Here is a 20,359-nt window from a genome sequence, read left to right as displayed (position 1 = left end):
CTGGCCGGCCTGCCGGCGCGTTTGCACACCTGACTGATGACACCTCACACCACGAGGCACCCTATGATCCGCGAAGAATTCCTGCGCTTGGCCGCTGACGGCTACAACCGCATCCCGTTGGCCTGCGAAACCCTGGCCGACTTCGACACGCCGCTGTCGATCTACCTGAAACTGGCCGACCAGCCCAACTCCTACCTGCTCGAATCGGTGCAGGGCGGCGAGAAATGGGGCCGTTACTCGATCATCGGCCTGCCGTGTCGCACTGTGCTGCGGGTGCACGACCATCACGTCAGCATCACCGTCGATGGCGTCGAGACCGAAAGCCACGACGTAGAAGACCCACTGGCCTTCGTCGAAACCTTCAAGGCCCGCTACAACGTGCCGACCATCGCCGGTCTGCCGCGTTTCAACGGTGGTCTGGTAGGTTATTTCGGTTACGACTGCGTGCGTTACGTCGAGAAACGTCTGGGCAAATGCCCGAACCCGGACCCACTGGGCGTGCCGGACATCCTGCTGATGGTCTCCGATGCGGTCGTCGTGTTCGACAACCTTGCCGGCAAAATGCACGCGATCGTGCTGGCTGACCCGGCGCAGGCCGATGCCTACGAGCAAGGTCAGGCGCGTTTGCAGCAATTGCTTGAGCAACTGCGCCAGCCGATCACGCCTCGTCGTGGTCTGGACTTCAGCAAGCAGCAGTCGGCCGACCCGGTGTTCCGCTCCAGTTTCACCCAGAACGATTACGAAAAAGCCGTCGACACCATCAAGGAATACATCCTTGCCGGTGATTGCATGCAGGTCGTGCCGTCGCAGCGTATGTCGATCGACTTCAAGGCTGCACCGATTGACCTGTACCGCGCACTGCGTTGCTTTAACCCGACGCCGTACATGTACTTCTTCAACTTCGGCGACTTCCATGTCGTCGGCAGTTCGCCGGAAGTGTTGGTGCGGGTCGAAGACAACCTGATTACCGTGCGCCCGATTGCCGGCACTCGCCCACGCGGGGCTACTGAAGAAGCGGATCTGGCGCTGGAAGTAGACTTGCTGTCGGATGACAAAGAGATCGCCGAGCACTTGATGCTGATTGATCTGGGTCGTAACGATACGGGGCGCGTCTCGGAAATCGGCTCGGTGAAACTCACCGAAAAAATGGTCATCGAGCGTTATTCCAACGTGATGCACATCGTGTCCAACGTTACCGGTCAGTTGAAGGAAGGCCTGACGGCGATGGACGCGCTACGAGCGATTCTGCCCGCAGGCACCTTGTCCGGTGCGCCGAAGATTCGTGCGATGGAAATCATCGACGAGCTGGAGCCGGTCAAGCGTGGCGTGTATGGCGGCGCGGTCGGTTACTTCGCGTGGAACGGCAACATGGACACCGCGATTGCGATTCGCACCGCCGTGATCAAGAACGGCGAGCTGCACGTGCAGGCCGGTGGCGGCATCGTCGCCGATTCGGTGCCGGCGCTGGAATGGGAAGAAACCCTGAACAAACGCCGCGCGATGTTCCGCGCGGTGGCCCTGGCTGAACAAACCCCGGACGTCTGATTCACGCAATTCCCAGTGGGAGCGAGCCTGCTCGCGAAGAGGGCGTGTCAGGCGCTATAGAGGTTGGCTGATACACCGCTTAGCGAGCAGGCTCGCTCCCACATGGGTTTTGTGTTCAGCCATAAAAAAAGCGGCGCCTGTGAGGGCGCCGCTTTTTTGTGCCTGCGATTTAAAAGTCCAGACTCACCCCGACGTGGATCCCTTGCTGGGTAAAGTCATCATCCTTGCGGACGTTGTAGCTGGCACGAAGCGCCAGGTCTTTGGTGAGGTTGTGGCTCACGCCCAGGTTCAAGCGATTGAGGTTGGTCTGCGGGGTGTAGCCTTCCAGGGTGTACTGGTTGCCCGGCAGGCTGTTGAGATTCATCGTCACATCCTGAGCGTCATCATTGTACTCACGCTCGTGAGCCAACTCGCCGAACACCTGAGTTTGCGAAGTGATCTGATATTTGCCCTGAATCCCCAGACCGAGACGTCGGGAGATGCGCGACTGGTCATCGAATGTCAGCGCGGTGGAGTCAGCGCCGTCCTCCGAATAGCCATCGACCTCGACCTTGGCGAAATCAGCACTCACGAAGGGTGACAGGTGCCATGGGCTGCTCGCCTCTGGCGCGATGTCGTAACCCACGCGTCCGCTGAAAGCCAGGACATAACCGTCGGTGTCGCCTTTCTCGCCGCGCTCGTTCGTCCCCAACTGGAATTTACGCTTGAGGCTGTCGTAATCCAGGTGGCCGGCGGTCACGGCCGCGTCACCCCACCAGCGATTCTGCTGGTACTGGGCGAAAGCGGTGCCCATGTAGGTGTTCACCTTGTAGTCGGAATCGTGCTCGCCCGCTTCGAGTTTCTGGTTGTAGAACCCGGCCGCCAGGCCAACGCGCCAGGCCTCGTTGAGGCGGTAGCTGCCACCGATGTTCAAGTTGTAGCCATTGCCGTCGGCGCTGGCGCCGCTGTCCTGGCTGTCGAAGTCCTGATGTTGGCCGCCGCCAGCGACAATCGCGCGCCACTGGCCAACGCCTTGCCAGTTTTCCCAGTCGGCCAGCCACTGGTTGCGCAGTTCATCCTGATGCGAGCGCAGGGTGCCATGCGCCATCTCTGGCAACAGGGTTGCTTCCCACGGTGCAGCCAGCAACGAGTAAGCGTAATCGGCGATCAGGCGCTGGCCAGCTTCGGTGGGGTGAACTGCATCGTTGTAGATGAGCTTGGTCGGGTCTGGCGTCGCACTGTTGATCCCGTACCGGGCATTCTCGGTGCAGCCGCTACCGCTGAAGCAGGTGGCGCTGAGATTCTGGTCGGTGGCCAGACCGAACTGGCCCGGGTTGGCAAACGACTCTTTGAGCAGCACCGGAATGTTCAGCGGAATCACGTTAGCGTTGATGCGCTGCAACTGGCTCACCAGTTCGGTGTTGAACTGACTGCTGAGCTGGGACGTGAACGCTTGCAGGGGAGAGCCATTGAAGGCCGGTGTGAAGCCGATGTCCGGCAGCAGCCATACCATGATGTAACGGGCGCCGGCTTGTTGCAGGGTTTGCGCACTGCTCGCCAGACGATCCGCCGCAGCGCTGGCCTGAGGCAGGCTGGTCACGCGTCCCTGAAGGAAGTCATTGCCGCCCCCCGACAGGTAATACAGCGCATTCGGATCGGCGCGAAAGCCGTTCGACGGCAGGTAACCGGCGCGAGTGCGTTCGCCGGTGGCGGATTGCGTGGTGATCGAATCAAGAATCTGGTCGGTACGATAGCCGCCTACCGCCCAGTTGTTACCGTCGGCCAGGCCTTCGTTCGCGCGTACTGCCGATGACGAGGACGCTGTCTGATCCGGCGAGAACCCCAGTTTGCCGCCGAGGATCTGCGTCGCGTTGAGCGAGCGCAATTCGCCGCTGCCATCCAGATACACCGGGCCGGTACGGTTGGTGAAGCGCTGAGTGGCGCCGTCCGGGCCGCCGCTGTCGCTAAACGTGCCGGCATCATTGAGGCTGTCGCCGAAAACAATGAAATTCGAATAAGGATTGGGCGCGGCATTCGCTTGGGCGCAGGCTAATGCGAGCAAGCAGCTGGCCATCGGTACAAACAACGTCTGTCTGATCATGAGCAAGTCCGTTTATTTATTGTTGTAGGTGAACAAAACGACAGTACCAAAAACTTCCGGCCTTTTGCCATCGGTCGCGATTCCTCCCCTGGATTTATCCACCAAAGGCCCGGCCATATTGCACGCTCCGCCCAGCTAAGTTACTGTGCCCGAACGTATGAACGAGACCTTCCCCGTGTTGATCACCAGCAAACTTCTGGATCAAGTCATCAAGGCACACGCCCGTTGGCGTTGGCGCGCCTGAATCTTTTCTGCCGGCTCGGCCGGATCTGTATCGCTTTGCCTTCCTTGCTCGTTTGAATTGCCGCTTTGCCGACGCCCCTGTGCGTCCGACATCGTGCAGCGCCCTGCGGGCAAGTCATCTGAAGGCTGTCTTCAAGTCAGAATTCAAGAGGTTCGAAACGCCATGTTGCTGATGATCGACAACTACGACTCCTTTACTTACAACGTTGTGCAATACCTCGGCGAGCTGGGTGCCGAAGTCAAAGTCGTGCGCAACGACGAATTGACCATCGCCGAAATCGAAGCGCTTAACCCCGAGCGCATCGTGGTGTCTCCCGGTCCTTGCACGCCGACCGAAGCCGGCATTTCCATCGAGGCTATCAAGCACTTCGCTGGCAAACTGCCGATTCTTGGCGTCTGCCTCGGCCACCAGTCCATCGGCCAGGCCTTTGGCGGCGACGTGGTGCGCGCGCGTCAGGTAATGCACGGTAAGACTAGTCCGGTATTCCACCAGGACAAGGGCGTTTTCGCCGGTCTGAATCATCCGTTGACAGTCACCCGCTACCACTCCCTGATCGTCAAGCACGATACTTTGCCCGATTGCCTGGAACTGACCGCGTGGACGCAACACGATGACGGATCAGTCGACGAAATCATGGGCCTGCGTCACAAGACCCTGAACATTGAGGGCGTACAGTTTCACCCCGAGTCGATCCTGACTGAGCAGGGCCATGAACTGTTTGCCAACTTCCTCAAACAAACCGGCGGCACGCGCTAAGGACTTCCCATGAATATCAAGACAGCCCTGAGCCGTATCGTTGAGCACCTAGACCTCAGCACCGAAGAAATGCGCGATGTGATGCGCGAGATCATGACTGGCCAATGCAGCGACGCGCAGATCGGCGCGTTCATGATGGCCATGCGCATGAAGAGCGAAAGCATCGACGAAATCGTCGGCGCCGTCTCGGTCATGCGTGAGCTGGCCGATCAAGTCGAACTGAAGACCCTCGACGGCGTGGTCGACGTGGTTGGCACCGGTGGTGACGGCGCCAATATTTTCAACGTATCCACCGCTTCTTCCTTTGTGGTTGCCGCTGCCGGTTGCACCGTAGCCAAGCACGGCAATCGCGCGGTATCGGGCAAGAGCGGCAGCGCCGATTTGCTCGAAGCAGCCGGTATCTATCTCAACCTGACGCCGGTTCAAGTCGCCCGTTGCATCGACAACGTCGGAATCGGTTTCATGTTTGCCCAGACCCATCACAAAGCCATGAAGTACGCTGCCGGCCCACGCCGCGATCTCGGCCTGCGTACGCTGTTCAACATGCTCGGCCCGCTTACGAATCCGGCCGGCGTGAAGCATCAGGTAGTGGGTGTGTTCAACCCGGCGCTCTGCCGACCATTGGCTGAAGTTTTGCAGCGTCTGGGCAGCAAGCATGTGCTGGTGGTGCATTCGAAGGACGGTCTGGACGAGTTCAGTCTCGCCGCGCCGACGTTTGTCGCCGAGCTGAAAAACAACGAAATCACCGAATATTGGGTCGAGCCGGAAGATCTGGGCATGAAGAGCCAGAGCCTGCACGGCTTGTCGGTCGACGGCCCGGAAGCGTCGCTGGCGCTGATCCGCGATGCACTGGGCAAGCGCAAAACCGAAAACGGCCAGAAAGCCGCTGAAATGATTGTGCTCAACGCCGGTGCAGCGCTTTACGCCGCTGACGTTGCCAGCAGTTTGAAACAGGGCGTGGAGCTTGCGCACGACGCCCTGCATACCGGCCTCGCTCGGGAGAAACTCGAGGAGTTGGGTGCCTTTACCGCGGTATTCAGAGTGGAGAATGAAGGATGAGTGTACCGACGGTTCTGGAAAACATTCTGGCCCGCAAAGTTCAGGAAGTCGCCGAGCGTAGCGCCCGCGTGAGCCTGAGCGAGCTGGAAAGTCTGGCCAAGGCGGCCGATGCACCACGCGGTTTTGCCCAGGCATTGCTGGCGCAGGCGAAGCAGAAACAACCGGCTGTGATTGCCGAAATCAAGAAGGCTTCGCCGAGCAAAGGCGTGATTCGCGAAGATTTCGTTCCCGCCGACATCGCCAAAAGCTACGAGAAGGGCGGGGCGACCTGTCTGTCGGTGCTGACCGACATCGATTACTTTCAGGGCGCCGACGCCTATCTGCAACAGGCTCGCGCCGCCTGCAAGCTGCCGGTGATCCGCAAGGACTTCATGATCGATCCGTACCAGATCGTCGAAGCCCGTGCACTGGGTGCCGACTGTGTGCTGCTGATCGTCTCCGCGCTGGACGATGTGAAAATGGCCGAGCTGGCGGCGGTGGCCAAAGGCGTCGGTCTCGACGTGCTGGTGGAAGTGCACGACGGTGATGAACTGGAGCGCGCGTTGAAAACACTCGACACGCCACTGGTCGGCGTCAACAACCGCAACCTGCATACCTTCGACGTCAGCCTGGAAACCACCCTCGATTTGTTGCCGCGTATTCCGCGCGATCGTCTGGTGATCACCGAGAGCGGCATCCTCAATCGTGCCGATGTCGAGCTGATGGAAATCAGCGACGTTTATGCGTTCCTGGTCGGCGAGGCATTTATGCGTGCGGAAAGTCCAGGCACTGAACTGCAGCGCCTGTTTTTTCCGGAACGAGGTGGTTCGATCAGCGGTTCGACGCTCGACTGATAACCTTTCAGACCGAGCCGACCCTTTCGCGAGCAGGCTCGCTGCCACATTGAAATGCAATCCACTGTGGGAGCGAGCCTGCTCGCGAAGAGGCGCTTGAAACCCCTGAAGATTCAAATCTGCCGGAGCCCTCCATGTCGCTGCCAATCCCTCTGACCATCGAAGCGGGCCTCCAGGCCGAACAAGACCTGCTCGCCTCAGTCTGCGCCGGCGATTCAGAGTTCGGCCTTCTATTCTGGCAGCCCAATGACCGCGCCCTGGTCATGCCTCGCCGCCTCAATCGTCTACCCGGTTTCGATCACGCCTGCGAAGTCTCCGCCGCAGCCGGCTGGCCAGTACTCCTTCGCGAGACGGGGGGTGAACCTGTCCCGCAATCAGCCTCGACGATTAACATCGCGCTGGTCTACGCACCACCGCGCAGCGAAGGTGATCTGAATCGCATCGAAACGGGCTACCGGCGTCTTTGTGATCCGATTTGTCAGTTGCTGGATGAGTTGGGCGGTACGTCGTCGCTGGGCGAAATTGACGGTGCGTTCTGCGACGGTCGCTTCAACGTCAATCTCGACGGCCGCAAAATGGTCGGCACGGCCCAGCGCTGGCGTCAGAGTCAGGGAGGGCAGCGTCCTGTGGGCTTGGTGCACGGTGCGATGTTGATGGATAACGAGCGCGAATCGATGGTGGCGGCGGTCAATCGCTTCAACGAAGCTTGTGGCCTCGAGCAGCGGGTGCGTGCGCAAAGCCACATTGCCCTGCATGAAAAATTCAACGCGCCACAGGCATTGGCGCTTCTTGATGAGCTGTTTCGATTGATGCTGGCGCAGATGTACAGCGCCTGATTTTCGAGCTTACCGCGTACCGAAAACCACCATGGTCTTGCCTTTCACGTCGACCAGGTTGCGTTCCTCAAGATCCTTGAGCACGCGACCGACCATCTCTCGCGAGCAGCCGACAATCCGCCCGATTTCCTGACGCGTCACCTTGATCTGCATGCCGTCGGGATGGGTCATCGCGTCCGGCTGTTTGCACAGTTCCAGCAGGCAACGGGCGACACGACCGGTTACGTCAAAGAATGCCAGATCGCCGACCTTGCGCGTGGTGTTGCGCAAACGTTGTGCGATTTGTCCGCTGAGCACGTAAAGAATGTCTGGATCTTGCTGCGACAACTCGCGGAATTTCACGTAACTGATTTCCGCAATTTCGCATTCAACCTTGGCCCGCACCCAGGCGCTGCGTTGTTGTTCCTGACCAGCCTGTTCGAACAGGCCCAGTTCACCGAAGAAGTCCCCGGCGTTCAGGTAAGCGATGATCATCTCGCGACCATCGTCGTCTTCGATCAGGATCGTCACCGAACCCTTGATGATGAAGTACAACGTATCCGAACGGTCGCCGGCGCAGATGATGTTGCTCTTGGCGGCATGACGACGACGCTGACAATGCATCAGCAGCTTGTCGAGGTTCTTGATTTTGGGTGTGGGGGTAATAGCAACCATGGTTGTATCCCGAAAAGACTGCACGGTGATGTTTGATTTTTTTAGGAGGCGCTGAAGGCGGTCGCTACACAGCTGGCATAGGCGCCAGCGAATTGGCGCCAGCTTAACAGACACTTCGTCGCAAATTCGAGAAATTACCTACACGGTTGGAGCATTCATCCTAGGAATGCTGCTCGCTGTCAGGGCAATCCCCTGTGCTAAGCTGGCGACCCTTTTTTTACAGTGGAGTCTGGGCGATGAAGGCACGCATCCAATGGGCTGGCGAAGCCATGTTCCTCGGCGAATCCGGTAGCGGTCATGTCGTGGTCATGGACGGTCCGCCGGACGCCGGTGGTCGTAATCTGGGTGTTCGCCCGATGGAGATGCTCCTGCTGGGTGTCGGCGGTTGCAGCAACTTCGACGTGGTCAGCATTCTGAAGAAGTCCCGTCAGGCCGTTGAAAGCTGTGAAGCCTTCCTCGAAGCCGAGCGTGCGACCGAAGACCCGAAGGTATTCACCAAGATCCACATGCACTTCGTGGTCAAGGGCCGTGGCCTGAAAGAAGCCCAGGTCAAACGCGCCATCGAACTGTCTGCCGAAAAGTATTGCTCGGCTTCGATCATGCTTGGCGCGGCCGGTGTGGCGATCACCCACGATTACGAAATCGTCGAACTGGGTTGAAGCGACATTCAACTATCATAAAAGCAGTGCAGACTCTGGCGATCCCCCGCTGACGTCTGCATAATGCGCCACTTTTTTCAGGGCAGTGATCGGTCAGCCGACGGGTCATCCGCCTGAACAGATAACCAAAATCGCCATCGCGAAGAGGTGTTAACCGTCCTACGCAGGTGCGTTGTTCGCATTTGACGGGCATGCTTGATCACGCGGCTGTGCCGCATACATAGAGAGTTTTTAACGGTGAAAAGCAAACTCAAGCTCCACGGGTTCAATAACCTGACAAAGACCTTGAGCTTCAACATCTATGACATCTGCTACGCGGAAACCCCGCAAGACCAGCAGGCGTACGTCGAGTACATCAATCAAGAGTACAACGCAGAACGTCTGACGCAGATCCTCACGGAAGTTGTAGAAATCATTGGTGCCAACATTCTGAACATTGCGAGTCAGAACTATGAGCCTCAGGGTGCCAGCGTCACGATTCTGATCTCGGAAGAGCCGGTGACCCCGACTGAAAGCCAGATCGAAGAGTCGCCAGGTCCATTGCCCGAAATTATCCTGGCCCACCTCGACAAGAGTCACATCACGGTGCATACCTACCCGGAAATCCATCCGGACGCCGGTATTGCGACTTTCCGTGTAGACATTGATGTGTCGACCTGTGGTGTCATTTCACCGCTTAAAGCGCTCAATTTCCTCATTCACCAGTTCGATTCGGACATCGTGACCGTGGATTACCGTGTGCGCGGCTTCACCCGTGACGTTGAAGGCAACAAGCACTTCATCGACCACGAGATCAACTCGATCCAGAACTACCTTTCCGAAGACACCCGCGACGCGTACCAGATGACCGACGTGAACGTGTATCAGGAAAACCTGTTCCACACCAAAATGCTGCTGAAGAACTTCGAACTGGACAACTACCTGTTCGGCGACGCCACCAGCAGCCTGTCGTCTGAGCAACGTGCCCAAGTGACTGATCGTGTGAAACACGAGATGCTGGAAATCTTTTACGCGCGCAACATGCCAGCGTAAGAGTTTCAGGCACAAAAAAAGGCGACCTTTCGGTCGCCTTTTTCATTCCATCACAGGATCTTTGTGGCAGCTGGCTTGCCAACGACAAGTCCCTGTCTGACGATTCAAACTTCAGATCCGATAAGTACTCTTGGTCATCACCTTGGCCAACAGACTCATCCCGAACTTCACTGGTGCCGGAAACCGGAAACCACCCGCATCCAGCGCACTCTCGGCATGATGCTCTTCATCAATGCGCATCTGCTCGAGAATCGCCCGAGACTTCTCGTCCTCGACTGGCAGTTGCTCCAGGTGCTCGTTCAAGTGCTTGCATACCTGATGCTCGGTCGCCGCAACAAACCCGAGGCTGACCTTGTCGCTGATCAGACCGGCCACAGCGCCAATCCCGAACGACATGCCATAGAACAGCGGATTGAGCACGCTGGTATGACTGCCCAACTGGTGAATGCGTTGTTCGCACCAGACTAGATGATCGATTTCCTCTTCGGCTGCGTGCTCCATGGCCTTGCGCACCTGTGGCAGCTTGGCGGTCAGCGCCTGTCCCTGATACAGCGCCTGGGCACAGACTTCGCCGGTATGGTTGATGCGCATCAGCCCGGCGACATGGCGGGTGTTTTCGTCGCTCATCTGGGTTTCCGGCTGCAAAATCGCCGGTGACGGACGGTACGGCTGGCCACTGAAGGGCAGCAGGGTACGCATCGCGGCATCGGCCTGCAGCAGAAGACGGTCAATCGGCGAGTAGTGACGTTGGGTAGTCATGCTGACCTCCGGGAAGAATCTCGGCGGCCAGTTTAACCGAATCGGCCGGAGAAGGTTTGCGCTGGGTCATTAGCCATGCGGTCATGCTTTTGTGGGAGCAAGCCTGCTCGCGAAGGTCGGCACATTCAAAGCATCAGCGCCTGACACTCCGCCTTCGCGAGCAAGATCGCTCCCACAGTTTTTGCGTTACATCAGCCCGGAGGCCAGTTCATCTGGCGTTGTCCGAGTACGTGCATATGAATATGGTAGACGGTCTGCCCACCCTTTTCATTGCAGTTCATGACGACCCGGAAGCCCTCTTCACAGCCCAGCTCCAGTGCCAGACGTTGCGCAGTAAACAGGATATGCCCGGCCAGTGCCTTGTCGTCCTCGGTCAGGTCATTGAGGGTGCGCACCGGTTTTTTCGGGATCACCAGAAAATGCACCGGTGCCTGAGGGGCGATGTCGTGGAAGGCCAGAACCTGGTCGTCCTCGTAGATGATCTTGGCCGGGATTTCCCGGTTGATGATCTTGGTGAACAGAGTATCCACTGCTGTTTTCTCCGTTGTTTGGGCTGGTCTGAGTGTACTCATGGGGACTGAACCCGCCCAGTGTTTTGCCGTAGGACAGATCAGCGCGGGCAGTAGGCCTTGTTGACCATGCCGACGATGGTGCGGTTCAGCCAGCGCGAACCCAGTCGCGGTAAAAATGCGAACCAGCGATTGCGCCGTCCCGGAATGATGATCGCGCGATTTTTCTCCAGCGCGCGAACGGTGTAGAGCGCGACTTCTTCAGGGCTCATCAGCATTTTGCTGTCTTTGAGTTTGTCACTGTTCAACTGCGCGGTGCGGAAAAAAGCCGTGCGGGTCGGGCCTGGGCAGAGCACCGAAACCTTGACCGCGCTTTGTTTGAGCTCAACCCGCAATGCTTCGGAGAAGTGCAGCACATACGCCTTGCTGGCGTAATAGGTGCTCATCCACGGGCCAGGATTGAACGCCGCCACGGAGGCAACGTTGAGAATCTGCCCGCCACCCTGCAGCGCCATGCTGTTGCCAATCGCATGGCACAGGCGGGTAAGGGCGAGGATGTTTACTTCTATCAGGTCCTGCTCGGTCATCCAGTCCTGAGCCAGGAAAGGGCCGCAAGTACCGATGCCGGCGCAGTTCACCAGCAGGTCGATTTGCCGGTCACCTTCTTCCAGCTCCAGCAGGAAACCGGAGAGGCGCAGCGGTTCGCCCAGATCGCAGGCTCGGAACAGGACCTCGACGCCGAAGCGCTGGGTCAGTTCGATAGCAATACTTTCCAGCTGATCACGCTGTCGTGCGACCAGAATCAGGCTGCGGCCGCGCCGGGCCAGCGCTTCGGCCATGGCCAGACCGATGCCGCTGGAGGCGCCAGTGATCAGAGCGTAACGGGTCATGCAATTCTCCCTCGCAACAGCTCCGCGCCAGCGACGCGGGTGTCACGGCGGGGAGCGCTGTTCATTCTTGCGCAGAGTCTACAGGGGCCTGCGCCGCTTCGGCTGCATCGTCGGTGGAATTCGCTGCGGGCTCGTCCTCGACTTCGACTTCATCGGTGGTCACCGAGCCGCTGTCGTAGCTGCTTTCGAGGCTTGTTTCGTATTCCTGCTGGATGGCCGAAATTCCGCCGAGTATCCCGCCCATGAAAAACAACCCGATAAAGACGATCCACAGTGCACTCAAAACTTTGACTGCTGTGTTGTTGGGCGGAGGTGGTGGCCCGTATCGGTTGGCACCGGTATTGCCCGGCACGACCATGATTACAAAAGGGAAAATGCTGCCCACGAATGGGACCAGGGTCAGCAACCACAGCCAGCCGGACCAGCCGATATCGTGCAGGCGTTGCACGGTGAAGAAAATGCTGATGACGATGAGCGCCAAACCCAGAAAGAGCGCGACGATGCCGCCGATGATCAGTCCGCTGGTGGATTCGGCGCTGACCAGCCCCACGGCAATCAGCGCAAAAATGCTGATGATCGGCAGGCTTACCAACGTCACGACCATCGTCCAGGCCAGAAAGCGCAATCGGCCGATCCGGCCTTCCACACCAAGCGGTTTGAGCGGTGCAAACGCTGCGAAGGTTTCACCTACGCTGGCCCGCGGTGGCGCATAAGGCGAGGAGGGTTCTGCCACGGCAGCGGATTGCTCGCGTACGTCCGAGAGGTTCAACTCGAAGGCTGTTTCGGCTTCGATCCGGGCGTCGATCCCGGTTTTGTTCAATGCTTGCAGGTAGGTCTGCGCATCGCTGTGAGACAGATCGCGCTTGAGTGCCACGGTGCTGCCATTGAACAGCCGCTCAATGCTGGCCACTTCGCTTTTGAACAGATCTGCGAGATTCAGCTTGGCTGTGGTGATATCGACACCGGGCTGTAGAGCTCCGTCGAAAACGATCTTGTAACGGGGGTCGCTCATGGCCGAGGCATCCTTGTCGCGATAGATTGAAAGGTCGTCAGTGTAGAGCCAGTCCGCCAGCGACTGGCCTGATTTTTTCTTAGCGCGGCCAGCGTTGCGGTAACTGCGCGGCACGTTCCTGAGCCTGCCGGTATTCAGTGTCGAGGCGGGCGATCAACTGATCCACGCTGGGCAGATCATCAATCTGCCCGACACCCTGACCGGCAGACCAGACAGTCTTCCAGGCTTTGGCTTCATCGCTGATCGGCTTGAGCTTTTCGCCGAAATTGACTTCGCCTTTGCCTTGCAGCGTCGCCGGGTCGAAACCCGCGGCCTCAAGGCTTTGGCGCATGAAGCTGGCCGGCACCCCCGACACCGCTGGAGTATGAATGATGTCGGCTGCTTTGGCTGTCAGCAGCATCTCTTTGTAAGCGTCAGGCGCATGACTTTCGGTGGTGCCGATAAATCGCGTACCGAAGTAGGCCAAATCCGCACCAAGTAATTGAGCGGCCAGAATCTCGTGGCCATGGTTCAAACATCCCGCAAGCAGCAAGGTCTTGTCGAAGAACTGACGAATCTCGGCGATCAGCGCAAATGGGCTCCACGTACCTGCATGACCCCCGGCGCCGGCCGCGACGGCGATCAAACCGTCGACGCCGGCTTCGGCGGCTTTCTCGGCATGGCGGCGAGTGGTGACATCATGGAAAACCAGGCCTCCATAACTGTGCACCGCGTCGACCAACTCCTTCACCGCGCCAAGGCTGGTGATAACGATGGGCACTTTATGTTCGACGCAAATATCCAGATCCGCTTGCAAGCGCGGATTGCTGTTGTGAACGATCAGGTTCACCGCATACGGGGCCGGATTGTCCAGCGTCGCCAGTCCCGCCTCGATCTGTTCCAGCCAGGCTTTGAATCCGCTGCTTTCGCGTTGGTTCAGCGCCGGGAAGCTGCCGACCACGCCATTACGACAGCAGGCCAACACCAGTTCCGGATTGGAAATCAGAAACATCGGCGCCGCCACCACAGGCAGGCGCAGACGTTGTTCGAGCAGAGCGGGCAGCGACATTATGAACACCCCAAAGATTTGTACCGGTTGAAGTTAGAACGGCTTGACCACCACCAGAATTACGATAGCAATCAACATCAGAACCGGCACTTCATTGAACCAGCGATAAAAGACATGGCTGCGGGTGTTCTCGCCACGGGCAAAACGTTTTACCTGCGCGCCGCACATGTGGTGGTAGCCGATCAGCAAGACGACAAGGGTCAGCTTGGCGTGAATCCAGCCGCCCATGCTGAAAATGCTCGGGTTGAGGTAGATCAGCCAGCCACCGAAGATCAGCGTGGCGATCATCGCCGGGCCCATGATGCCGCGATAGAGCTTGCGCTCCATGACGCTGAAGCGTTCTTTGCTGATCGTATCTTCACTCTGTGCGTGATAAACGAACAGTCGTGGCAGGTAGAACAGCCCGGCAAACCAGCACACAAGACTGACGATATGAAACGCTTTGATCCACAGATAGAGCATTTTTAGTTATTCCCAGGTTCACGGTAGTCTGGATAGTAGAGGCTTGAGCGTCCGCACGTCACCTTGACGGTTGTCGCAGGCGCGCGCGGCCCCTATTATCGACGGCTTTCCAGTGGGTTCGTAGAGGGCAGGTTTATGGTCAAGGTCGGTATCGTCGGCGGCACGGGTTACACCGGTGTCGAACTGCTGCGTCTGTTGGCACAGCATCCGCAGGCAGAAGTGGCAGTCATCACTTCCCGATCCGAGGCCGGTCTGGCCGTGGCTGATATGTACCCGAACCTGCGCGGTCATTACGACGGCTTGGCGTTCAGCGTGCCGGACATCAAAACCCTCGGCGCTTGCGACGTGGTGTTCTTCGCCACGCCGCACGGTGTCGCTCACGCTCTGGCGGGTGAGCTGCTGGCGGCAGGCACGAAGGTCATTGATCTGTCGGCAGACTTCCGTCTGCAAGACGCTGAGGAGTGGGCCAAGTGGTACGGCCAGCCGCACGGTGCACCAGAGTTGCTGGATGAGGCGGTCTACGGTCTGCCGGAAGTCAATCGTGAGCAAATCAGGAAAGCCCGTTTGATCGCCGTGCCGGGGTGCTATCCGACCGCTACGCAATTAGGTTTTCTGCCGCTGCTTGAAGCCGGTCTGGCCGACACCTCGCGTCTGATTGCCGACTGCAAATCCGGTGTCAGCGGTGCCGGTCGCGGCGCGGCTGTAGGTTCTTTGTACTCCGAGACGTCGGAAAGCATGAAGGCTTATGCGGTGAAAGGTCACCGTCATCTGCCGGAAATTCGCCAGGGTCTGCGTCGTGCATCGGGCAAGGATGTTGGTCTGACATTCGTGCCGCACCTGACTCCGATGATCCGTGGTATTCACTCCACGCTGTACGCGACGGTAGTCGATCGCTCGGTTGATCTTCAGGCACTGTTTGAAAAGCGTTACGCCAACGAGCCGTTCGTTGATGTCATGCCGGCTGGCAGTCATCCGGAAACCCGCAGCGTGCGTGGCGCGAACGTCTGTCGCATCGCAGTTCACCGTCCACAGGATGGCGATCTGGTGGTGGTGTTGTCGGTGATCGACAATCTGGTCAAAGGCGCCTCGGGGCAGGCGGTGCAGAACATGAACATCCTGTTCGGGCTGGATGAGCGTTTCGGTCTTTCTCACGCCGGTATGCTGCCGTAACACTTTAACTCGCACAGCAAAAAGGCCCGTTGAACGGGCCTTTTTGCATTCTGAACAGCTCGTCGGGTTTATTGATATACCGTAACAATAGTTGACCGATTTTCTCGGACAAGCGGATAATGCGCGTCATCACGCATTATGGCGGCGTAACGCCGGGAGATAGTCAGCATGAGCGTCGAATCCTTCACCCCCACGGCTTTGCAATTCACCCAAGGTGCTGCGCACAAGGTGAAGAGCCTGGTCGATGAAGAGGGGAATGATCGCTTGAAGCTGCGCGTATTTGTTACGGGCGGCGGTTGTTCAGGGTTTCAATACGGTTTCACCTTCGATGAAGATGTTGCCGAGGACGACACCATTGTCGAGCGCGAAGGCGTAAGTCTGGTGGTTGATCCGATGAGTTTCCAGTACCTGGCCGGTGCGGAGGTGGACTACCAGGAAGGTCTGGAAGGTTCGCGCTTCGTGATCAAGAACCCGAATGCTTCCACGACGTGTGGTTGCGGCTCGTCGTTTTCGATCTGATCGCACTTCGCTGCAGACAATAAAACGCCGCAGAGCCTTACGGTTCTGCGGCGTTTTTTATTGGTTGGCGATCTACTCAGTTGGGGTAGATGGCGCCGAGTACACGCAGGCCTTTGGCGCCTGTGACGCTCGGGCGGTTGGTGGCGATGCCTTCGAGGCAGCAATGAGCCAGCCAGGCGAAAGCCATGGCTTCTACCCAGTCAGGATCTACGCCGTGAATGGCAGTGCTGGCGACTTTCGTGTTTGGCAGCAACTCGGCAAGACGATTCATCAGTGTCGCGTTGTGTGCGCCACCACCGCAGACCAACAGTTCGCGGGTATCCGACTGAGCGCTTTTCAGCGACTCAATAATGGTCAGCGCAGTCAGTTCGAGTAACGTTGCCTGTACGTTTTCAGCTGGGTACGCCTGCAGGCTTGCAAGGTGTCGTTCCAGCCAAGGCAGGTTGAACACTTCCCGGCCAGTGCTTTTCGGGCCTTTGGTCACGAAGAACGGATCGCTGAGCAATGCTTTCAGCAGCGCTGGTTCAGCGGTACCGGAGGCAGCCCAATCGCCGTTACGGTCATAATTCTCACCACGCCGCTGCTGAATCCAGGCGTCCATCAGCACATTCCCAGGCCCGCAGTCGAAACCGGCTACAGGCTTGGTCGGCTCAATCAGACTCAGATTGCTGAAACCGCCGACATTCAAGACCGCCTGATTAACGCTACGCTCTTCGAACAAAGCTTCATGGAAGGCGGGTACCAGAGGCGCACCTTGACCGCCGGCAGCGACATCGCGGCTGCGGAAGTCACTGACCACCGTGATACCCGTCAGCTCTGTCAGCAGGGCAGGGTTACCAATCTGTACGGTAAAACCGCGCGCTGGCTCGTGGCGAATAGTCTGGCCATGGCTGCCGATCGCACGGATAGCTTCAGGTTTGAGCTGTTGCTGGCTGAGGAGGGCATCGATGCCCTGTGCCGCGAGCCTTACCCACTCTTGCTGGGCAATCGCCGATCGAGCGATCTCGTCGGGGCCGCTTGCGCACAAGCCAAGCAGCTCGGCGCGCAGGGATTCAGGCATGGGAATGTAGTGCGTGGCGATCAGTTTGATCGCCGAGGTTTGCTCGATCAGGGCGATGTCCAGCCCGTCGAGACTGGTTCCGGACATCACACCGATATAGAGAGCCATGGCTTATCGCTTGCTCGAAGCCAGCATGGTGGCCTTCTCTTGGTCCATACGCGCCATCAGTGGTTTGCTCTGCGCCAGAAAGCGGGCGCGTTCGGCTTTGGCGATTGGATCGGCCATTGGCAGCTTCTGGCCCAGTGGGTCGACGTGAACGCCATTGACCTGGAACTCATAGTGCAAGTGCGGGCCGGTCGACAGGCCAGTCGTGCCGATGTAACCGATCACTTGGCCCTGTTTGACACTGCCGCCGGTCTTCACACCTTTGGCGAAGCCTTGCATGTGGCCGTAAAGCGTACGGTAAGTATTGCCGTGTTGAATGATAACAGTGTTGCCGTAGCCTCCGCGGCGGCCGGCCAGCAGCACTTTACCGTCACCGGCAGCCTTGATCGGCGTGCCGCGTGGAGCTGCGTAGTCGACGCCTTTGTGGGCGCGGATCTTGTTCAGGATCGGGTGCTTGCGGCCCATGGAGAACTTGGAGCTGATGCGGGCGAAGTCCACCGGAGTGCGGATGAACGCTTTGCGCATGCTGTTGCCATCGGCGGTGTAGTAGCTGCTATTACCCTGTTTGTTGGTGTAGCGCACAGCGGTGTAGGTCTTGCCGCGGTTAGTGAAGCGCGCTGACAGGATGGGGCCGGTGCCGACAGCCTTGCCGTTAACCACTTTCTGTTCGTAGATCACATCGAATTCATCGCCCTGGCGAATGTCCTGAGCAAAGTCGACGTCGTAGCCGAAGACACTGGCCATATCCATGGTCATGCTATGGGAAAGCCCGGCGCGAGCGGCGGATTGCGATAGCGAACTGTTGATTACACCGTGAGCGTAGGCGGTGCGAACGATAGGTTTTGTAGTAACCCGGTTGAAGGCGAAGCCCTTGTCATTCTTTGTCAGGGTGATGGTTTCAACGTCGCTGACTTTGCTATGCAGGCTTGTCAGTTGACCTTCAGGGGTGAGTTCGAACTCGAGTTTCTGGCCGCGCTTGAGCTGGCTGAACTGTTTGGCTTGTTTGTCGCTGGTCAGAACTTCATGCACGGCGGTTGCAGGCAAACCGACCTTTTCGAACAGGGTCGATAGCGTATCGCCTTTTGCAACAACTACTTCTCGATGCCCAGGGGCTTTAGGTTTTTCAGCGATCGGAGCCGGGGCGGGCGCGGCTTCAGCGGTTTGCGGAGTGTTTTCTTCACTGTTTTCGATTTGGGCGAACGGTGAGGCTACAGGCTCATTTGTGGCTTGAGCGGCGTCTGCAGCGTCTTGATCTTGTGTCAGTTGTTCAGCGGGACTTTCCAGTTCAAGGCTCAGGGTTGTCTTTTTGGCTTCTACATCACTGGAAGGAAATACCAGGAGCGCCAGGCTGAGAAGGGCGGCGATTCCACTTGCAGCGAGCAGGTGGGTCTTCGGGTAAAGCGGTGGCGCTTTAGACGGTTCGGTGGTCATAGGTAATTTTGACTTTGAAAAGTGATGAATTGGAAAAGATGAATGACATGATGAAGATGAAATAACTGTATAAAATATAACCAAATCATCTCTGAAGCAAGTCTACAGACATCGCGTCTGTGGATTGGTGTCCGTGCGCCGGGCAAAACTTGTAATTGGTGCGCGATCTTGTATGGTTGGTTCCCTTTGAATCTGAGCCTTGCGGGTCTGTTATGAAGTCGGTTGAAGAGCAGCTAGCGCTGATTAAACGTGGTGCGGAAGAACTGTTGGTCGAGTCCGAGCTGATCGAGAAGCTCAAGCGCGGCCAACCGCTGCGTATCAAGGCTGGTTTTGATCCAACCGCTCCGGATCTGCACTTGGGTCATACCGTGCTTATTAATAAGCTGCGTCAGTTCCAGGAGCTGGGGCATCAGGTGATCTTCCTTATAGGGGACTTCACCGGGATGATCGGTGATCCGAGCGGCAAGAGCGCCACTCGTCCGCCGTTGACTCGTGAGCAGGTCCTGGAAAACGCCGAGACGTATAAAACTCAGGTGTTCAAGATTCTCGATCCGGCGAAAACCGAAGTTGCTTTCAACTCCACCTGGATGGATCAGATGGGGCCGGCGGATTTCATACGCCTGACTTCGCAGTACACCGTCGCGCGCATGCTTGAGCGCGATGACTTCGACAAGCGTTACACCACCAACCAGCCAATCGCTATTCACGAGTTTCTCTATCCGCTGGTTCAGGGATATGACTCCGTCGCTCTGCGTGCGGACGTCGAGTTGGGCGGTACCGATCAGAAGTTCAACTTGCTGATGGGACGTGAGTTGCAGCGTGGTTATGGTCAGGAAGCTCAGTGCATTCTGACGATGCCTCTGCTTGAAGGTCTCGATGGCGTGAAGAAGATGTCCAAGTCGTTGGGCAATTACGTCGGTATTCAAGAAGCGCCGGGCGTCATGTACAGCAAGCTCGTATCGATTCCGGATGCGCTGATGTGGCGTTACTTCGAATTGCTCAGCTTCCGCTCGATGGACGAGATCAATGCGTTGCGTGCTGATGTAGAAGCAGGCGCCAATCCGCGTGATGTGAAAATCAAGCTGGCTGAAGAGATCGTTGCGCGCTTCCATGGCGAAGAGGCTGCAGCGAACGCTCACCGCGCGGCGGGTAATCGTATGAAGGATGGCGAGCTCCCGGATGATCTGCCGGAGATCGAGCTGGCTTCTGCTGAAGATATGCCGATTGCCGCCGTCCTTAATAAGGCAGGTCTGGTGAAGAACTCGGCAGCGGCGCGTGATCTTCTGGCGTCCGGCGGTGTGCGTATAGATGGTGAGGTCGTTGATCGCTCCTTTATATATGCAGTGGGTGCGACTCACGTTTGCCAGGCTGGCAAGAAGGCTTTTGCGCGTATCACGCTGAAATCTGAATAAAATCGAAATTAGCGGTTGACGGCAGATTCCAGACGTCTATAATTCGCCCCACTTCCGGCGCAGTCGAAACGGAAAACTCCTTGAAATTCAATGAGTTAAGTAGGTTTCGAGAGCGGGTCGCTTCAGTTCATCGAAGTCTGGAAGGAGTTGAAAGAGTGGTGATGTTTGGCTCTTTTGACGGTTCGATCTTCTCGGTCGAAAGCGGAGAAAAAGAGGTGTTGACAACAGCGAGTAACGCTGTAGAATTCGCCTCCCGCTAACGAGAGATCGGAAGCGCAAGTGGT

The 20,359-nt window shown here is 57.8% G+C and carries 20 protein-coding genes; 10 read left to right on the top strand and 10 right to left on the bottom strand.

The window, feature by feature from the left end; all coding sequences use genetic code 11:
* The first annotated feature begins 63 nt into the window (after positions 1–63).
* A complete protein-coding gene (trpE, locus tag H8B20_RS09500; protein WP_042561369.1) occupies positions 64–1,545 on the top strand; it encodes an anthranilate synthase component I in 1,482 nt (493 codons plus the stop codon).
* A gap of 169 nt (positions 1,546–1,714) precedes the next feature.
* Here the strand turns inward: trpE and estP are convergent, their stop codons facing one another.
* On the bottom strand, positions 1,715–3,625 hold the full coding sequence (gene estP / locus H8B20_RS09495) for an esterase EstP (protein ID WP_210622988.1): 1,911 nt from the start codon (positions 3,623–3,625) through the stop codon (positions 1,715–1,717).
* 406 nt (positions 3,626–4,031) lie between these two features.
* Here estP and H8B20_RS09490 point away from each other — a divergent pair, with 406 nt between their 5' ends.
* The 4 genes from H8B20_RS09490 (at position 4,032) to H8B20_RS09475 (ending at position 7,353) form a co-directional block, all read left to right on the top strand.
* On the top strand, positions 4,032–4,625 hold the full coding sequence (locus H8B20_RS09490; protein ID WP_210622987.1) for an aminodeoxychorismate/anthranilate synthase component II: 594 nt from the start codon (positions 4,032–4,034) through the stop codon (positions 4,623–4,625).
* Positions 4,626–4,634: 9 nt separating this feature from the next.
* Positions 4,635–5,684 (top strand): anthranilate phosphoribosyltransferase, encoded by a 1,050-nt coding sequence (gene trpD, locus H8B20_RS09485; RefSeq protein WP_200616513.1) that lies wholly within the window; start codon positions 4,635–4,637, stop codon positions 5,682–5,684.
* On the top strand, positions 5,681–6,517 hold the full coding sequence (trpC, locus tag H8B20_RS09480) for an indole-3-glycerol phosphate synthase TrpC (RefSeq protein ID WP_042561366.1): 837 nt from the start codon (positions 5,681–5,683) through the stop codon (positions 6,515–6,517). The genes trpD and trpC overlap by 4 nt, the downstream gene beginning before the upstream one ends.
* 134 nt (positions 6,518–6,651) lie before the next feature.
* The gene (locus H8B20_RS09475) at positions 6,652–7,353 is read left to right on the top strand and encodes a lipoate--protein ligase family protein (RefSeq protein ID WP_210622985.1); all 702 of its coding nucleotides are present in this window, start codon (positions 6,652–6,654) and stop codon (positions 7,351–7,353) included.
* Positions 7,354–7,362: 9 nt separating this feature from the next.
* On the opposite strand, the gene crp is transcribed toward H8B20_RS09475, so the two are convergent.
* A complete protein-coding gene (gene crp, locus H8B20_RS09470) occupies positions 7,363–8,007 on the bottom strand; it encodes a cAMP-activated global transcriptional regulator CRP (protein WP_007966430.1) in 645 nt (214 codons plus the stop codon).
* A 236-nt stretch (positions 8,008–8,243) separates the two neighbouring features.
* Between crp and H8B20_RS09465 the strand changes: the two genes are divergently transcribed.
* Complete coding sequence (locus H8B20_RS09465) at positions 8,244–8,666, top strand: OsmC family protein (protein WP_003228794.1); 423 nt, start codon at positions 8,244–8,246, stop codon at positions 8,664–8,666.
* A 237-nt stretch (positions 8,667–8,903) separates the two neighbouring features.
* Positions 8,904–9,698 (top strand): adenosylmethionine decarboxylase, encoded by a 795-nt coding sequence (gene speD, locus H8B20_RS09460; protein WP_042561364.1) that lies wholly within the window; start codon positions 8,904–8,906, stop codon positions 9,696–9,698.
* A gap of 111 nt (positions 9,699–9,809) precedes the next feature.
* Here speD and coq7 read toward each other — a convergent pair whose 3' ends face one another.
* The 6 genes from coq7 to hemJ form a co-directional block, all read right to left on the bottom strand.
* Positions 9,810–10,457 carry a 2-polyprenyl-3-methyl-6-methoxy-1,4-benzoquinone monooxygenase gene (coq7, locus tag H8B20_RS09455; protein WP_042561363.1) on the bottom strand — a complete coding sequence of 216 codons (648 nt, stop codon included), beginning with the start codon at positions 10,455–10,457 and terminating at the stop codon, positions 9,810–9,812.
* A 191-nt stretch (positions 10,458–10,648) separates the two neighbouring features.
* Complete coding sequence (locus tag H8B20_RS09450) at positions 10,649–10,987, bottom strand: histidine triad nucleotide-binding protein (RefSeq protein WP_003228789.1); 339 nt, start codon at positions 10,985–10,987, stop codon at positions 10,649–10,651.
* Positions 10,988–11,067: 80 nt separating this feature from the next.
* On the bottom strand, positions 11,068–11,856 hold the full coding sequence (locus H8B20_RS09445; RefSeq protein WP_042561362.1) for an SDR family NAD(P)-dependent oxidoreductase: 789 nt from the start codon (positions 11,854–11,856) through the stop codon (positions 11,068–11,070).
* A 61-nt stretch (positions 11,857–11,917) separates the two neighbouring features.
* The gene (locus H8B20_RS09440; protein ID WP_210622984.1) at positions 11,918–12,868 is read right to left on the bottom strand and encodes a DUF805 domain-containing protein; all 951 of its coding nucleotides are present in this window, start codon (positions 12,866–12,868) and stop codon (positions 11,918–11,920) included.
* Between the two features lie 79 nt (positions 12,869–12,947).
* Positions 12,948–13,916: an NAD(P)H-dependent flavin oxidoreductase gene (locus H8B20_RS09435; RefSeq protein ID WP_210622982.1), complete on the bottom strand. Its 969-nt coding sequence runs from the start codon at positions 13,914–13,916 to the stop codon at positions 12,948–12,950.
* Positions 13,917–13,949: 33 nt separating this feature from the next.
* The gene (hemJ, locus tag H8B20_RS09430; RefSeq protein WP_042561360.1) at positions 13,950–14,378 is read right to left on the bottom strand and encodes a protoporphyrinogen oxidase HemJ; all 429 of its coding nucleotides are present in this window, start codon (positions 14,376–14,378) and stop codon (positions 13,950–13,952) included.
* 135 nt (positions 14,379–14,513) lie between these two features.
* Between hemJ and argC the strand changes: the two genes are divergently transcribed.
* A complete protein-coding gene (gene argC / locus H8B20_RS09425) occupies positions 14,514–15,548 on the top strand; it encodes an N-acetyl-gamma-glutamyl-phosphate reductase (RefSeq protein WP_210622980.1) in 1,035 nt (344 codons plus the stop codon).
* A gap of 168 nt (positions 15,549–15,716) precedes the next feature.
* Positions 15,717–16,067 carry an iron-sulfur cluster insertion protein ErpA gene (gene erpA, locus H8B20_RS09420; RefSeq protein ID WP_042561358.1) on the top strand — a complete coding sequence of 117 codons (351 nt, stop codon included), beginning with the start codon at positions 15,717–15,719 and terminating at the stop codon, positions 16,065–16,067.
* 76 nt (positions 16,068–16,143) lie between these two features.
* On the opposite strand, the gene H8B20_RS09415 is transcribed toward erpA, so the two are convergent.
* The gene (locus H8B20_RS09415; RefSeq protein ID WP_210622978.1) at positions 16,144–17,235 is read right to left on the bottom strand and encodes an anhydro-N-acetylmuramic acid kinase; all 1,092 of its coding nucleotides are present in this window, start codon (positions 17,233–17,235) and stop codon (positions 16,144–16,146) included.
* A 3-nt stretch (positions 17,236–17,238) separates the two neighbouring features.
* Complete coding sequence (locus H8B20_RS09410) at positions 17,239–18,663, bottom strand: peptidoglycan DD-metalloendopeptidase family protein (RefSeq protein WP_210622976.1); 1,425 nt, start codon at positions 18,661–18,663, stop codon at positions 17,239–17,241.
* Positions 18,664–18,875: 212 nt separating this feature from the next.
* Between H8B20_RS09410 and tyrS the strand changes: the two genes are divergently transcribed.
* Positions 18,876–20,075 carry a tyrosine--tRNA ligase gene (gene tyrS, locus H8B20_RS09405; RefSeq protein WP_042561355.1) on the top strand — a complete coding sequence of 400 codons (1,200 nt, stop codon included), beginning with the start codon at positions 18,876–18,878 and terminating at the stop codon, positions 20,073–20,075.
* Positions 20,076–20,359: the final 284 nt, after the last annotated feature.

This window comes from Pseudomonas sp. P42 (genome assembly GCF_017973755.1).
In the GTDB taxonomy this organism is placed as follows: Bacteria; Pseudomonadota; Gammaproteobacteria; order Pseudomonadales; family Pseudomonadaceae; genus Aquipseudomonas; species Aquipseudomonas iridis.
Note: the sequence above shows the minus strand (reverse complement) of the source record. Positions and strands in the feature narration are given on the sequence as shown.

Coding starts and splice junctions, on each gene's coding strand:
- crp (WP_007966430.1), bottom strand. CDS start 8,007: ATGGTTGCTATTACCCCCACACCCAAAATCAAGAACCTCGACAAGCTG.
- hemJ (WP_042561360.1), bottom strand. CDS start 14,378: ATGCTCTATCTGTGGATCAAAGCGTTTCATATCGTCAGTCTTGTGTGC.
- estP (WP_210622988.1), bottom strand. CDS start 3,625: ATGATCAGACAGACGTTGTTTGTACCGATGGCCAGCTGCTTGCTCGCA.
- H8B20_RS09410 (WP_210622976.1), bottom strand. CDS start 18,663: ATGACCACCGAACCGTCTAAAGCGCCACCGCTTTACCCGAAGACCCAC.
- argC (WP_210622980.1), top strand. CDS start 14,514: ATGGTCAAGGTCGGTATCGTCGGCGGCACGGGTTACACCGGTGTCGAA.
- H8B20_RS09490 (WP_210622987.1), top strand. CDS start 4,032: ATGTTGCTGATGATCGACAACTACGACTCCTTTACTTACAACGTTGTG.
- trpC (WP_042561366.1), top strand. CDS start 5,681: ATGAGTGTACCGACGGTTCTGGAAAACATTCTGGCCCGCAAAGTTCAG.
- trpD (WP_200616513.1), top strand. CDS start 4,635: ATGAATATCAAGACAGCCCTGAGCCGTATCGTTGAGCACCTAGACCTC.
- tyrS (WP_042561355.1), top strand. CDS start 18,876: ATGAAGTCGGTTGAAGAGCAGCTAGCGCTGATTAAACGTGGTGCGGAA.
- coq7 (WP_042561363.1), bottom strand. CDS start 10,457: ATGACTACCCAACGTCACTACTCGCCGATTGACCGTCTTCTGCTGCAG.
- H8B20_RS09440 (WP_210622984.1), bottom strand. CDS start 12,868: ATGAGCGACCCCCGTTACAAGATCGTTTTCGACGGAGCTCTACAGCCC.
- erpA (WP_042561358.1), top strand. CDS start 15,717: ATGAGCGTCGAATCCTTCACCCCCACGGCTTTGCAATTCACCCAAGGT.
- H8B20_RS09465 (WP_003228794.1), top strand. CDS start 8,244: ATGAAGGCACGCATCCAATGGGCTGGCGAAGCCATGTTCCTCGGCGAA.
- H8B20_RS09435 (WP_210622982.1), bottom strand. CDS start 13,916: ATGTCGCTGCCCGCTCTGCTCGAACAACGTCTGCGCCTGCCTGTGGTG.
- H8B20_RS09445 (WP_042561362.1), bottom strand. CDS start 11,856: ATGACCCGTTACGCTCTGATCACTGGCGCCTCCAGCGGCATCGGTCTG.
- H8B20_RS09475 (WP_210622985.1), top strand. CDS start 6,652: ATGTCGCTGCCAATCCCTCTGACCATCGAAGCGGGCCTCCAGGCCGAA.
- trpE (WP_042561369.1), top strand. CDS start 64: ATGATCCGCGAAGAATTCCTGCGCTTGGCCGCTGACGGCTACAACCGC.
- H8B20_RS09415 (WP_210622978.1), bottom strand. CDS start 17,235: ATGGCTCTCTATATCGGTGTGATGTCCGGAACCAGTCTCGACGGGCTG.